The sequence below is a fragment of the Methylobacterium ajmalii genome (assembly GCF_036448855.1).
Classification (GTDB): domain Bacteria; phylum Pseudomonadota; class Alphaproteobacteria; order Rhizobiales; family Beijerinckiaceae; genus Methylobacterium; species Methylobacterium ajmalii.
Genome location: NZ_JAZFXT010000057.1, coordinates 100,288 through 113,908, shown reverse-complemented (window position 1 = coordinate 113,908; position 13,621 = coordinate 100,288). Strand labels below are relative to the sequence as shown.

Annotated in this window: 10 protein-coding genes; 6 read left to right on the top strand and 4 right to left on the bottom strand. The window is 71.2% G+C overall.

All coding sequences use genetic code 11. The features are described 5' to 3' along the window. Nucleotides 1–70 precede the first annotated feature (70 nt). From V3T34_RS23415 to pgl, 4 genes are all read left to right on the top strand, one after another. Nucleotides 71–2,893 carry a bifunctional transaldolase/phosoglucose isomerase gene (locus V3T34_RS23415; RefSeq protein WP_305077900.1) on the top strand — a complete coding sequence of 941 codons (2,823 nt, stop codon included), beginning with the start codon at nt 71–73 and terminating at the stop codon, nt 2,891–2,893. Between the two features lie 382 nt (nt 2,894–3,275). Continuing rightward, the gene (gene gnd / locus V3T34_RS23410; RefSeq protein ID WP_305077901.1) at nt 3,276–4,250 is read left to right on the top strand and encodes a phosphogluconate dehydrogenase (NAD(+)-dependent, decarboxylating); all 975 of its coding nucleotides are present in this window, start codon (nt 3,276–3,278) and stop codon (nt 4,248–4,250) included. Beyond that, nucleotides 4,247–5,779, top strand: a complete 1,533-nt coding sequence (gene zwf, locus V3T34_RS23405) for a glucose-6-phosphate dehydrogenase (protein ID WP_305077902.1) — start codon at nt 4,247–4,249, stop codon at nt 5,777–5,779. The genes gnd and zwf overlap by 4 nt, the downstream gene beginning before the upstream one ends. After that, on the top strand, nt 5,776–6,495 hold the full coding sequence (gene pgl, locus V3T34_RS23400) for a 6-phosphogluconolactonase (protein WP_305077903.1): 720 nt from the start codon (nt 5,776–5,778) through the stop codon (nt 6,493–6,495). The genes zwf and pgl overlap by 4 nt, the downstream gene beginning before the upstream one ends. 15 nt (nt 6,496–6,510) lie before the next feature. Here the strand turns inward: pgl and V3T34_RS23395 are convergent, their stop codons facing one another. The 3 genes from V3T34_RS23395 to V3T34_RS23385 form a co-directional block, all read right to left on the bottom strand. After that, a complete protein-coding gene (locus V3T34_RS23395; protein WP_305077904.1) occupies nt 6,511–8,733 on the bottom strand; it encodes a methyl-accepting chemotaxis protein in 2,223 nt (740 codons plus the stop codon). Between the two features lie 485 nt (nt 8,734–9,218). After that, on the bottom strand, nt 9,219–10,304 hold the full coding sequence (locus V3T34_RS23390; protein ID WP_060846657.1) for a 2'-deoxycytidine 5'-triphosphate deaminase: 1,086 nt from the start codon (nt 10,302–10,304) through the stop codon (nt 9,219–9,221). Nucleotides 10,305–10,367: 63 nt separating this feature from the next. Continuing rightward, nucleotides 10,368–10,862, bottom strand: coding sequence for a hypothetical protein (locus V3T34_RS23385; protein ID WP_305077905.1), 495 nt, complete (start codon nt 10,860–10,862; stop codon nt 10,368–10,370). A gap of 131 nt (nt 10,863–10,993) precedes the next feature. Here V3T34_RS23385 and apaG point away from each other — a divergent pair, with 131 nt between their 5' ends. Beyond that, the gene (gene apaG / locus V3T34_RS23380; RefSeq protein ID WP_048430246.1) at nt 10,994–11,386 is read left to right on the top strand and encodes a Co2+/Mg2+ efflux protein ApaG; all 393 of its coding nucleotides are present in this window, start codon (nt 10,994–10,996) and stop codon (nt 11,384–11,386) included. A 110-nt stretch (nt 11,387–11,496) separates the two neighbouring features. Continuing rightward, the gene (gene argE, locus V3T34_RS23375; RefSeq protein ID WP_060846660.1) at nt 11,497–12,681 is read left to right on the top strand and encodes an acetylornithine deacetylase; all 1,185 of its coding nucleotides are present in this window, start codon (nt 11,497–11,499) and stop codon (nt 12,679–12,681) included. A gap of 274 nt (nt 12,682–12,955) precedes the next feature. Here the strand turns inward: argE and V3T34_RS23370 are convergent, their stop codons facing one another. After that, a complete protein-coding gene (locus V3T34_RS23370) occupies nt 12,956–13,567 on the bottom strand; it encodes a LysE family translocator (RefSeq protein WP_305077906.1) in 612 nt (203 codons plus the stop codon). Between the last annotated feature and the right edge of the window lie 54 nt (nt 13,568–13,621).

Here is a 13,621-nt window from a genome sequence, read left to right as displayed (position 1 = left end):
TCTCGCCTCCGCCCTCTGGACAGAACCCGCCTGCGGGCCACATCTGCGACAACCACGCGGAGACCCAGGCATGAACCCGCTCAAGAAACTGCACGCCGAACAGGACCAGGCCGTCTGGCTCGATTTCGTGGCCCGGGGCTTCGTTCAGGAGGGCGGGCTCAAGCGCCTGGTGGACGAGGACGGCCTGCGCGGCGTCACCTCCAACCCGGCGATCTTCGAGAAGGCGATCGGCCACTCGGACGAGTACGACGACGCCATCAAGGCGGCGGGCGATCAGCGGGTGATCGACCTCTACGAGGGGCTCGCCATCGCCGACATCCAGGCCGCCGCCGACTTGCTGCGCCCGGTCTTCGACGCCAGCGGCGGGCAGGACGGCTTCGTCAGCCTGGAAGTGTCGCCCTACCTGGCGCTGAACACCGCCGAGACGCTGGCGGAGGCGCGCCGCCTCCACGCGGCGGTGGCCCGCGACAACCTGATGGTGAAGGTGCCGGCGACGCCCGAGGGCATCCCGGCGATCCGCGACCTCACGGCGGACGGCATCAACATCAACGTCACGCTGCTCTTCTCCCAGGACGCCTACGAGCAGGTCGCCAACGCCTATATCGAGGGCCTGGAGAAATTCGCGGCCGCGGGCGGCGACGTTAGCCGGGTCGCCAGCGTGGCGAGCTTCTTCATCAGCCGCATCGACGCGGCGGTGGACAAGCGGCTGGACGAGAAGGTCAAGGCGGGCGGCGACGGGACGGCACTCGAAGGCCTCAAGGGCAAGGTCGCGATCGCCAACGCCAAGCTCGCCTACCGGCGCTACAAGCGCCTCTTCGCCGGCGACCGCTGGGAGAAGCTCGCCGCCAAGGGCGCCCATCCGCAGCGCCTGCTCTGGGCCTCCACCGGCGTCAAGAGCAAGGCCTATTCCGACGTGCTCTACGTCGAGGAGCTGATCGGGCCCAACACCGTCAACACGATCCCGCCGGCGACGATGGACGCGTTCCGCGACCACGGCACGGTGCGGGCGAGCCTGGAAGAGGGTGTCGACGAGGCCGAGCGGGTGCTCGCCGATCTCGCGAAGACCGGCATCGACCTCGACGCGGTGGCGCGCCAACTCGTCGAGGAGGGCGTGCAGCTCTTCGTCGACGCCGCCGACAAGCTCCTCGGCGCGGTCGCCGGCAAGCGCCAGACATTCTTGGGCAATGGCCTCGACCGGCAGGCCCTGGCGCTCGGCAGCCTCGACGAGCCGGTGAAGAAGGCGATCGAGACCTGGCGCAAGGACGGGCTGGTGCGCCGGCTGTGGCAGCGCGACGCGAGCGTGTGGAGCGGCGCCGACGAGGCGCAGTGGCTCGGCTGGCTCTCCATCGTCGAGGACGAGCTCGCCAAGGCCGGCGACTACGCCGCCTTCGCCGCGGAGGTGAAGCAGGAGGGCTTCACCGACGCGGTGGTGCTCGGCATGGGCGGCTCCAGCCTCGGCCCGGAGGTCCTCGCCGAGACCTTCGGACAGCAGCCCGGCTTCCCGCGCCTGCGCATCCTCGATTCGACCGATCCGGACGAGGTGCGGGCGGTCGAGGCCGCGGTGAACCTCGAGCGCACGCTGTTCATCGTCGCCTCGAAGTCGGGCTCGACCCTCGAGCCCAACGTGTTTCGCGATTACTTCCTCGGCCGGATGCGCGACGTGGTCGGCCACGACAAGGCCGGCCGGCACTTCGTCGCCGTGACCGATCCGGGCTCGGCGATGGAGAAGGCCGCCAGGGACGACGGCTTCCGGCGCATCTTCTACGGCGTGAAGCAGATCGGCGGACGCTACTCGGTGCTCTCGGCCTTCGGTCTGGTGCCGGCCGCCGCGATGGGCCTCGACGTGACGGCGTTCCTGGAGAGCGCCCGCGTCATGGTGCGCTCCTGCGGCCCCGACGTGCCGCCGGACCTCAACCCGGGCGTGCAGCTCGGCCTCGTGCTCGGCAAGGCGGCAACCGAGCAGGGCCGGGACAAGGTCACGCTGATCGCCGCGAAGGGCATCGACACCTTCGGCGCCTGGGCCGAGCAGCTGATCGCGGAGTCGACCGGCAAGGAGGGCAAAGGCCTCATCCCGATCGACAACGAGCCGCTCGCCGCGCCCTCCGCGTACGGCAACGACCGGATCTTCGTGCAGCTCCGCCTGGAGGGCGCGACCGATGCCGGCCAGGACGCCGCCGTGACCGCGCTGGAGCAGGCCGGCCACCCGGTGGTGCGGATCGACCTCGCCTCGAAGGCGCATCTGCCGCAGGAGTTCTTCCGCTTCGAGATCGCGACGGCGGTGGCGGGCGCGGTGCTCGGCATCAACCCGTTCGACCAGCCCGACGTCGAGGCGAGCAAGATCAAGACCCGCGAGCTCTTCTCGGCCGCCGAGAAGGACGGCGCGCTCCCGGCCGAGACGCCGGTGGCCGAGGACGAAACCTTCGCGCTCTACACCGACCCGGCGAATGCCGATGCCCTGCGCAAGGCCGGGGCCGGCACCGATCCGGTGAGCTGGATCAAGGCGCAGATCGGGCGCGTGGGAGCCGGCGACTACGTCGCGCTGCTCGCCTACGTCACCCGCAACCCCGAGCACCTGAAGCCGCTCCAGGAGGCCCGGATGGCCCTGCGCGAGGCCCGGCAGGTCGCGACCTGCGCCGAGTTCGGGCCGCGCTTCCTGCACTCGACCGGCCAGGCCTACAAGGGCGGGCCCGACAGCGGCGTCTTCCTCCAGATCACCTCGGAGGCGCCCGACCTCGCGATCCCCGGCCGCAGCCTCGGCTTCGCCACCGTGATCGCCGCCCAGGCGCGGGGCGATTTCGGCGTCCTGTCCGATCGCGGCCGCCGGGCCCTGCGCGTCCACATCAAGGGCGATGTCGCCACGGGGCTCGACCGGCTGAAGTCGGCGCTTAGTTAGGGCTCGTGCGAGGGCTCCTCTCTCGGGCCGACGAACCAACACGACGCCATGGCACCTGCTCTTCCGGATGAGCGCTCTCCCCTCCCCCTTGTGGGGAGGGGTCATGGGGATCGAAGATCCCGCGTGGGGGTGGTGCAGAAGGCACCGCTCGGGGTCATCCGGCACCACCCCAACCCCTAGCCCCTCCCCACAACTTGCAGCGATACCGGGCAAGCCAGGGATCGCCTGGGGAGGGGAAGCGCTTCGCCCTGAAGCGGGAGTGGGTGCGGAATGCCGCGTGTGAAGATGTTGGCTTGCGGGAGAGAGGGCCACTGCTGAACGTTTGACGGGCCCCAGCGCCCACGGGCCGCCGGCCCCGGCCTCGCCGGCGAGGAGTGACACGATGCAACTCGGCATGGTCGGTCTCGGTCGGATGGGCGGCAACATCGTCCGGCGGCTCTTGCGCAACGGGCACACGGCCGTGGTGTTCGACCAGGATCCCAAGGCCGTGGCGGCCCTGGTGCAGGAGGGCGCGGTCGGCGCCGACAGCCTCGAGGACTTCGTCGCCAAGCTCGACGTGCCGCGCACCGCCTGGGTGATGCTGCCGGCGGGCGACCCGACCGAGGTCACGGTGATGAAGATCGCCGGCCTGATGCAGCCCGACGACGTGATCATCGACGGCGGCAACTCGTTCTACAAGGACGACGTCCGCCGCGCCGCGGTGCTGAACGAGAAGGGCCTGCACTACGTCGACGTCGGCACGTCGGGCGGCGTCTGGGGGCTGGAGCGCGGCTACTGCATGATGATCGGCGGCCACAAGGCGGCCGTCGACCGGCTCGACCCGATCTTCTCGACGCTCGCGCCCGGCCTCGGCGAGGTCTCGCGTACGCCGGGCCGCGACGGCCGCGACCCGCGCGCCGAACACGGCTACATCCATGCCGGCCCGAGCGGCGCCGGCCACTTCGTCAAGATGATCCACAACGGCATCGAGTACGGCCTCATGCAGGCCTATGCCGAGGGCTTCGACATCCTCAAGCATGCCAACTCGGCGGAGCTGCCGGAGGCGCAGCGCTTCGATCTCAACATCGGCGACATCGCGGAAGTGTGGCGGCGCGGCAGCGTGGTCTCGTCCTGGCTCCTCGACCTCACGGCGACGGCATTGGCCGGCGACGAGAACCTCGACGCCTTCTCGGGCCACGTCGCCGATTCGGGCGAGGGCCGCTGGACGCTGAACGCCGCCATCGAGGAGGCGGTCCCGGCTCACGTTCTCTCGGCCGCACTCTACGCCCGCTTCCGCTCGCGCCAGGAAGCGACCTACGCCGACAAGCTGCTCTCGGCGATGCGCAAGGGCTTCGGCGGCCACCAGGAGCCGAAATGACCTCCGCCATGGCCGAGGGGGCAGCCCCCCCGCCCGCCTGCACCCTGGTGATCTTCGGGGCGACCGGCGACCTCACCCACCGGCTCCTGATGCCGGCGCTCTACAATCTCGGCCGCTGGGGCCTGCTGCCGAAAGAGTTTTCCATGATCGGCGTCAGCCGCACGGAGATGTCCTCCGAGGAGTTCCGCGCCGAGCTGAGCGAGACCGTGCGCGGCTTCATCACCGCCAAGGGCGGCGAGGCCGGCGGCGGGTCGTTCGACGAGGGCGTGTGGAGCGACCTCGTCGGGCGCGTCCATTACCGCTCGGGCGACCTGTCGAATTCGGCGTTCTTCGGGGAGCTGAAGGGCGCGATCGCCGAAATCTCCGGCTCGGAGGATGGCGGCAACGTCCTGTTCTACCTCGCGGTCGCCGCCGGCCTGTTCGGCCAGACCATCGCCAAGCTCGGCGAGGCCGGGCTGACCGAGGAGGCGGACGGCCGCTGGCGCCGGGTCATCATCGAGAAGCCGTTCGGCCACGACCTACCCTCGGCGGAAAAGCTCGACGCCGACATCCTGAAGGTCCTGTCCGAGGACCAGATCTTCCGCATCGACCACTTCCTCGGCAAGGAGACGGTGCAGAACATCATGGCGTTCCGGTTCGGCAACGGCCTGTTCGAGCCGCTGTGGAACCGCGACCACATCGATCACGTCCAGATCACCGTCGCCGAGACGGTGGGGGTGGAAGGCCGGGGCAAGTTCTACGAGGCCACCGGTGCGCTGCGCGACATGGTGCCGAACCACCTCTTCCAGCTCTACACCCTGGTGGCGATGGAGCCGCCGATCTCGTTCGAGGCCGAGGCCGTGCGCGACAAGAAGGAGGAGGTGCTGCTCGCCACCCCCTCGGCGCGCCCCGAGGACGCGGTGCGCGGCCGCTACACGGCGGGCACCGTCGACGGCAAGGCGGTGAAGGACTACCGCGAGGAGCCGGACGTCGCCGGCGACAGCGACACCGAGACCTTCGTGGCGCTCAAGCTCGGCATCGACAACTGGCGCTGGGCCGGGGTGCCGTTCTACCTGCGCACCGGCAAGGCGATGACCCGGCGCGACACCGAGATCGCGATCCGCTTCAAGCAGGCGCCGCTGTCGCTGTTCAAGGGCACCAACGTCCGCGAGGACGTGCCGAACTGGCTGGTGCTGCAATTGCAGCCCGACGAGGGCATCTCGCTGCAGTTCGGCGCCAAGATCCCGGGCCCGGCGGTGCGGCTCGGCAGCGTCGACATGCGGTTCTGCTACAAGGACTACTTCCAGACCGAGCCCAGCACCGGCTACGAGACGCTTATCTACGACGCGATGATCGGCGACCCGACGCTGTTCCAGCGCGCCGACATGATCGAGGCCGGGTGGCGCATCGTCCAGCCGATCCTCGACGCCGCGGCGAAAGGACAGCGGGAAACGATCCCCTACGAGGCCGGCAGCGCCGGACCCAAGGAAGCCGACGATCTGTTGACCAGCGAGGGGCGCGCCTGGCGCTCGCTGGAGCATCCGACATGAGCACACTCCCCGCGGGCCATCGGATGCTGCCCGACGCGGACGCCGTCGCCCGCGCGGCGGCCGGGCGGCTGGTCGGGATCGCGGCGGAGAAGCCGGACCGGATCGGGATCTGCCTGTCGGGCGGCTCGACCCCGAAGCTCCTCTACCGGCTGCTCGCCGGGCCGGAATTCCGCGAGCGCCTGCCCTGGGAGCGCCTGCACTGGTTCTTCGGCGACGAGCGAGTCGGCGACGGGCCGGAGGCCGGCAGCAACCGGCGGCTGGCCGAGGAGGCGTTCGGGGACCTCGTCCCGCGCGGCCACCTCCACCCGATCCCGACCGATCGCGCGCCCGAGGCCTGTGCGGCCGACTACGAGGCGGAGCTGAAGGCCTGGTACGGCGCCGACCGGCTCGATCCGGCCCGGCCGCTCTTCGATTGCGTGCTCCTCGGCCTCGGCGAGGACGGGCACACCGCCTCGCTGTTTCCGGGCAAGCCCGAGGCGCGGGAGGCGACGGCCTGGGTGGTGGCGGTGCCGGAGGCCGGCCTCGCCCCGTTCGTACCGCGGGTGAGCCTCGCAAGGCCGGCGCTCGAGGCGACGCCGCTCGCCCTCTTTCTGGTGACCGGCGCGGGCAAGCGCGAGCCGCTCGCCCGCCTCGCCGCCGGCGAGGACCTGCCGGCGGGCCAGGTGCGGGCCGCCGGCGAGACGGTCTGGCTCCTCGACGAGGCGGCGGCGGGTTAGATCCCCCGGCGCTCCTCAGGCGCTCCGCACCGAGACCAGGAACCGCGAGACCTCGGCGTTCAGGTGCTCGGACTGGCGCGACAGCTCGGAGGCCGAGGACAATACCTGCGCGGCCGCGGCGCCCGCGCCCTCGGCGGCGCTCGCGACCCCGGCGATGGTGCCGGTGACCTCGCCGGTGCGGGTCGCCGCCTGGGCGACGTTGCGGACGATCTCCTGCGTCGCCGCCGACTGTTCCTCCACCGCCGCCGCGATGGCGGTGGCGAGCGCGTCGATCTCGCGGATGCGCCCGGTGATCGACCCGATGGCGCCGACCGCCTGCCCGGTCACGCCCTGGACCTGGGCGATCTGGCGGGCGATCTCGTCGGTGGCCCGGCTGGTCTGGTTGGCCAGTTCCTTGACCTCGGCGGCGACCACCGCGAAGCCGCGACCCGCCTCGCCGGCCCGCGCCGCCTCGATGGTGGCGTTGAGCGCGAGAAGGTTGGTCTGCCCGGCGATGGTCGAGATCATGCTGACCACGTCGCCGATGCGCGCGGCCGCCTGGGTCAGGGCGTTGACGAGACCCGCGGTCTCGTCGGCCTGCCGCACGGCGGCCTGCGCGAGCTCGGCCGAGCCGTGGACCTGGCGGCCGATCTCCTGGACCGAGGCGCCGAGTTCTTCCGCCGCCGCTGCCACCGTGCCGACATTCGAGGCCGCCTCCCGGGCGGCCTGCGCCACCGAGGCCGAGCGGTTCGCCGTCTCGCCCGCGCTCGTCGTCATGCCGTGCGCGGTGGCCTGCAGCTCGGTCGCCGAGGACGAGACGAGGCCGACCACGCTGCCGACCGCGCGCTCGAACGTGTCGGCGAGCGCCGCCATGGCGTGGTGGCGGTCGGCCGCCGCCGCGGCCTCGGCGGCGCGCCGGATCTCCGCCTGCTCCTCGGCCCGGCGGGAGACCAGGGCGCGGATCGCCTCGACGGCGCGGCCGACGGCGCCGATCTCGTCCTTGCGGTCCGAACCCGGGATCGACGCGATCTCGTCGCCGCGCGCCATCGCCTGCAGCGCCAGCGCCAGCCGCGAGAGCGGGTTCGCGAGGTTGCTCGCCAGGCCGTACATCACCCCGACCGCCCCGATCGCGACGAGGAGCCCGACGAGGAGCTGCCAGGACAGATCGGTCCGGGCCCGGCCGGACAGGGCCGTGCCGAGGGCCGCCGCATCCGCCATCACGGCCCCGCGCGGCAGCGCGATCAGGATCGACCAGGCGGTGCCGGTGCGGCCGAGGCCGACCGGGGCGACGACCCGGAACTCGTCGAGCGTGGCGTCGTAGCCGACGAAGCTCTGCGCCGCCCGGATCGTCGTGTCGTAGGCCGTCCAGCCGGCATCACCCTCGGCGAGGGGATGGCCGATGCGCCTCGCGTCGCGGCTCGAGGCGATCACCAGGCCGGACTGGGACACGATCGTGACCGAGCCCTGGCCCTGGTACATCGACGTGCTCGCCGCCTCGGCCGCCTTCTGCACGAAGGACAAATCGAAATCGGTGCCCGCGACGCCCGCGAACCGGCCGCCGACGGTGAGCGGCACCGAGATGGTGGCGAGGTAGACCGACTGCCCCTGGACGACGTAGGGCAGCGGCGCCAGCAGGCTCTCGCGCCCGGTCTCCTTCGGACCGAGATACCAGCCGCCCTTCATCACGCCGTTCGGGTGCAGGTCGCGGCTGTCGTACTCGACCAGCGGCTGGACGGCGATCCGGCCGTCGGCGGTGCGGGTCCAGTAGGGCAGCGCCCGGCCGGTGGAATCCGCGCCGACGTCGCGCCGGTTGGCGAAGCTCTCGTCGGCCCCGTCGAGGGCGTTCGGCTCCCAGGCGCTGTAGGTGCCGTTGAAATCCGGGTTGCGCTTCAGCACCCCGAGCAGGAAGTCGTTGAGGACGGTGCGCATCTGCGCCGGCTTCGCGCCCGCCTTGCCGGTCGTCAGCGCCTCGAGGATACCGGAGGTGTTGCGCGCCGCCGCGAAGGCGAAGTCGAGCTTGTGCTGGATCGTCGTCGCCTGGTTCGCCGCGATGGCCTGGAGATAGGTGCGGCTCTTCTCGTCGAGCACCGTCTCGAAGGTCTTCGTCACGAACTGGCTGTTGCTGATCGTCGAGTAGGCGCCGAACCCGACGATCAGCATCGAGGCGACGAGGCCGCAGGTGCTGGAGGCGGCGATGATCTTGAACTTGACCGACCGGAAGAACGAGACCTTGTCACTCTGCGCGTGACCGGACACCATGACGATCGCCCCCGTTGCGTGGATGCCTTGGCTTCGATCGACAGTCTGCACAAGCAACGTCCGACGATCTTGCGGACCTCGATTGTCCGCAGTCGCACTAACAAATGGTAAATTTTAAAACTTGCTATAGTCTAAGTTAGATCATCCGTTAGGTCGACGCCGCGATTGATCCAGATCATGGCGGGGTTGCGCAGCGCCGCGGCGGGGATATCGGCAGCCGTGGCCGTCACGCGTGATGCGTCGGCCGGTACGTCCCGAAACGCGAACGGCCCCGAACGCGGAGGCGTCCCGGGCCGTCGAGGTGGACGTCGCACGGACCGGAGATCCGCTCGCACGGAAGCCCGCGCGACTTGAGCGTGAGTGTCTTGCCCCGCCCTCGACCTCGTCCTGAGGTCGTGGCGATCTGCGATCGCCGACACCTCAGAACGAGGTCGAGACGCCGACGCAAGAGTCGTCAAAAATCCGTTTGCAGGGCAGGCAGCCTTTCAGACGAAGTGCTTCGAGAGCTTCAGCCCCTGCGCCTGGTAGTTCGAGCCGGCGGCGCTGCCGTAGAGGGCGGCCGGGCGCTGGGCCATCCGCTCGTAGACGAGCCGGCCGACGATCTGACCGTCCTCCAGCATGAACGGCACGTCGCGCGAGCGCACCTCCAGCACCGCGCGGGCGCCGGTGCCGCCGGCCTCGGCATGGCCGAAGCCGGGATCGAAGAAGCCGGCGTAGTGGACCCGGAACTCGCCAACGAGAGGATCGAACGGCACCATCTCGGCGGCGAAGTCCGGCGGCACCTGCACTGCCTCCTTCGAGGCCAGGATGTAGAACTGGCCCGGGTCGAGGATGAGCGTGCCCGAGCCGTCGGCCCGCAGGGGCTCCCAGAACTCGGCGGCCGGGTAGGATCGCGGCCGGTCGACGTCGACGAGGCCGGTATGGCGCTTGGCGCGGTAGCCGATCAGCCCGTCGAAGCCCGAGAGATCGACCGAGACGGCGACGCCGCCCTGAAACGACGGGTCGGCGCAATCGACCAGCGGGGTCGTGGCATGCAGGCGGGCGAGCGCGGCGTCGTCGAGCCGCACCGCGCCGCGGCGGAAGCGCAGCTGCGACAGGCGCGAGCCGGTGCGCACCAGCACCGGGAAGGTGCGGGGCGAGATCTCGGCGAAGAGCGGCCCGGCATAGCCGGCCTCGACCATGTCGAATTCGCGCGCCTGGTCGGTGATGACGCGGGTGAACACGTCGATGCGCCCGGTCGAACTCTTCGGGTTGGCGCTGGCGGCCAGATCCGGCGGCAGGGCCACGCCCTCCTGCAGCTCGGCGATGTAGACGCAGCCGGTCTCCAGCACCGCGCCCTGGCGCAGGTCGATCTCGTGCAGCTTGAGCTTGTCGAGGCAGGCGGCGACGTCGCGGGTGCGCCCCGGCAGGAAGCTCGCCCGGACCCGCCAGGCCCGGCCGCCGAGGCGCAGGTCGAGGCTCGCCGGCTGGATCTGGTCGTCCGCGAAGGGGCTGGCTGGCCGGATCACCCCGGCGCTCGCGAGTGCCGCGATGCCCTCCGCCGATTGAATTCCGTCCTCGAGCTTCACCATGACACGTCCATCCTCAACGGGCCTTTGTCGCAGGAGCGGGGTTTCCACGACGTGAAGAGCCGCTCACGCCTCGTCGCGCACGCCCCGGTCGAGGGCAAGCGCGAGGCTCGCCCGGGCGATCGCCCCCATCGCGGTGAGGCCGGCGAGCGCCGCGACGATCGGGGCCGCCCGCTCGGGCAGCAGGATCAGGCCGGCGAGCGCGAGCGCCGCGACGGTATCGGCGACCCGCCCCCCGGCCAGGATCAGGGTGTGGAGGTCGAGGCCGGGCGCCGCAAGCCCGCGCCTGGCCGCGAGCCAGCCGGAGAGCCGCGCCGCCGCGATCTCCAGGAGGAGCGCGGCGAGCAAAGCGGCCGCCGGCCAGCCGGGCATCCGCCAGGCGAGCGCGAGCGCCAGGGCGACGCGCAGCCACGGCCCCTCCCCGCGTCCCGGATCCGAGGGCCGATGCGCGAGCCCGCGCCAGGCGGCGAGGAAGACGAGGCAGACGGGATCGGCGCGCAGGGCCAGCGCCAGCGCGGCACCGAGGCCCGCGACGGCTGTGGACGAGGAAGGAAGCCGCATGACGGGGTGGGGCGCCTCGTGCAGGATTACCGACCGCATTCGCCGGCAATTGACGATCCGGGAGGCCGGACGTACCACGACGCCCGCCGGCCGTCGCGCTTGATGCGCGGGCCGCCAGCGGAGGTTTCCCGATGTACAAGGCCGAGACCCGCGGCATCAGCGTGTCGGTGCAGCCGCGCTTCGTGGAAGAAGAATCCTCGCCCGACAGCGGCCGCTACTTCTTTGCCTATACGGTGGAGATCACCAACAACGGCAGCGAGCAGGTGCAGCTGCGCTCCCGGCACTGGCGCATCGTCGACGGGCGCGGCGAGATGCAGGAAGTGCGCGGCGCCGGCGTCGTCGGCAAGCAGCCGGTGCTCGGGCCCGGCGAATCGTTCAGCTACACCAGCGGCTGCCCCCTCACCACGCCGGACGGCACGATGGAGGGCACCTACACGATGTCCACCGCCGACGGCGACAGCTTCGAGGCCGCGATCCCCGCCTTCTCCCTCGACTCGCCGCATGTGCGCCGGGTGATGCACTAACACCGACCCGTGCTCGGGCGTCTGGGGGCGCCTGCATCGGGGCGGGTGTCGAGGAGACGGAGCTTGGGCTAAGACCGGGGCTTACCTCCGGCACGAGACAGCCCGCTCCGATGACCAAGACCGGCCCCCGCCTGACCCCGCTCGAACTCCTCGCCCGGCTGGTCTCCTTCGACACCGAGAGCCAGAAGTCGAACCTGCCGCTGATCCGCTGGGTGGCCGAGTATCTCGACGCCTGGGGCGTTCCCTACGTGATCGCGCCGAACGAGGCCGGCGACAAGGCGGCGCTCTACGCCACGATCGGGCCGATGCAGGACGGCGGCGTGGTGCTGTCGGGCCATACCGACGTGGTGCCGGTGGCGGGGCAATCCTGGACCAGCGATCCCTTCACCCTGCGCATCGCCGACGGCAAGATCTACGGACGCGGCGCCGTCGACATGAAGGGCTTCGACGCGCTCTGCCTCGCCCTGGTGCCGGAGATGCTGGCGGCCGACCTCAAGACGCCGATCCATATCCTGCTCTCCTACGACGAGGAGCTGACCTGCCTCGGCGTGGTCGACGTGATCGCCCGCTTCGGGAAGGACCTGCCGCGGCCGGGCGCCGTGATCGTCGGCGAGCCGACCGACCTCGAAGTCGCCGACGCCCACAAGAGCATCTACACCTACCGCACCACCGTCCACGGCCACGAGGCGCATTCCTCGAAGCCCGCGCTCGGCGCCAACGCCGTGATGGCGGCGGCCGAGCTGGTGGCGGGCCTCAACCGCATCGCCGACCAGATGGCGGCGAAGGGCGATGCCAGCGGCCGGTACGATCCGGCCTACACCACGGTCCATGTCGGGGTGATCGGCGGTGGCACCGCCCGCAACATCCTGCCCAAGGCGTGCGAATTCCAGTGGGAGTTCCGCGGCCTGCCCGACCTCCCGCGCGACGAGATCCCGGGCCTGTTCGCCGGGGAGGTCGAGCGGGTGACCCGCGAGCGGCTGAACCGCTTCGGCAATTACGGGCACATCGAGACCGAGGAGGACGCCGCGGTGCCGGGGCTCGCGCCCGAGCCGGGCTCCCCGGCCGAGCGCCTGGCGCTCCGACTCGCCGGCCGCAACCACACCATCACGGTGCCCTACGCCACCGAGGCCGGCCGCTTCCAGCTCGCCGGCCTGCCGACCGTGGTCTGCGGCCCGGGCTCGATCGACCAGGCACACCAGCCGGACGAGTACATCACGCTGGCGGCCTTCGAGGCCGGCGAGGCGTTCCTGCGCCAGCTGGTGCGGGATTGCGCGGCGGGGTGGAGCCCGGTGTGAGTCGACTCAGCCCGCTGCCTCAAGAATGCGTGGTGCAAGAAATGATCGCGGGCTCTCCTCACCCGCGCAGATGATCGCATTCAAACAACGCGATCCGACCATCCTCTCCTTGCAAGTAGCGCTCCTCCCCTTGTGGGGAGGGGTATGGGGGATCGAAGATCCCGCGTGGGCGGCGTGAAGCGCGAGACCTCTCCGGCAACCACCTCCAGCCCCACCCCACAAGCGGGAGGGGAACGCGCTGTGCTTTCATCGCCGGTGAGTTTGCAGTTCCGTTTCAGGGCCGCCGCGCCAGCGCCAAGCCCACGCCCGCTCCCATCAGCAGCCCGCCCGTCACCCGGTTGCGCCAGCGCCCCCGCGCCAGCACGACCCGGGCCCGGCCCGCCAAAGCCGCCCAGACCGTGTCGCCGGCGATGGCCAGGACCAGGAAGGTCGCGGCCAGCAGCACGAGCTGTCCGAGGGGTGCGGCGTCGCGGCTGACGAACTGGGGCAGGAAGGCACCGAAGAACAGGAGCGTCTTGGGGTTGGTCAGCGCCACGAGGAAGCCGCGCAGGATCATCGCCCAGGCGGCGCGCGGCTCCGGCGCGGTCTGCGCGAGGTCGGTCGCGGGCGCGCGCCAGGCGCGGAATGCCAGCCAGGCGAGGTAGGCGACGCCGAGCCAGCGCAGCAGCTCGAACCACGCCGCCATGAGGGCCAGCATCGCCGAGAGGCCGGCGACCGTGAGGGCGAGCTGGAAGGCCAGCGCGACGCTGGTGCCGGCCACCGTGACGAGGCCGTACCGGGTGCCGTGGGCCACGCTGTTGGCGACGATGAGGGCGACGTTGGGTCCCGGGATCAGGATCAGGACGAGCGTGGCGGCGACGAAGCCGAGATAGAGGTCGAGGGGCATGGCGGGGCCGTCCGGTGGGAACCGGATGGCAGCGTGCCATGCACGCCGCCGCCC

Coding starts and splice junctions, on each gene's coding strand:
- gnd (WP_305077901.1), top strand. CDS start 3,276: ATGCAACTCGGCATGGTCGGTCTCGGTCGGATGGGCGGCAACATCGTC.
- argE (WP_060846660.1), top strand. CDS start 11,497: ATGACCAAGACCGGCCCCCGCCTGACCCCGCTCGAACTCCTCGCCCGG.
- V3T34_RS23370 (WP_305077906.1), bottom strand. CDS start 13,567: ATGCCCCTCGACCTCTATCTCGGCTTCGTCGCCGCCACGCTCGTCCTG.
- V3T34_RS23395 (WP_305077904.1), bottom strand. CDS start 8,733: ATGGTGTCCGGTCACGCGCAGAGTGACAAGGTCTCGTTCTTCCGGTCG.
- V3T34_RS23385 (WP_305077905.1), bottom strand. CDS start 10,862: ATGCGGCTTCCTTCCTCGTCCACAGCCGTCGCGGGCCTCGGTGCCGCG.
- V3T34_RS23415 (WP_305077900.1), top strand. CDS start 71: ATGAACCCGCTCAAGAAACTGCACGCCGAACAGGACCAGGCCGTCTGG.
- apaG (WP_048430246.1), top strand. CDS start 10,994: ATGTACAAGGCCGAGACCCGCGGCATCAGCGTGTCGGTGCAGCCGCGC.
- pgl (WP_305077903.1), top strand. CDS start 5,776: ATGAGCACACTCCCCGCGGGCCATCGGATGCTGCCCGACGCGGACGCC.
- V3T34_RS23390 (WP_060846657.1), bottom strand. CDS start 10,304: ATGGTGAAGCTCGAGGACGGAATTCAATCGGCGGAGGGCATCGCGGCA.
- zwf (WP_305077902.1), top strand. CDS start 4,247: ATGACCTCCGCCATGGCCGAGGGGGCAGCCCCCCCGCCCGCCTGCACC.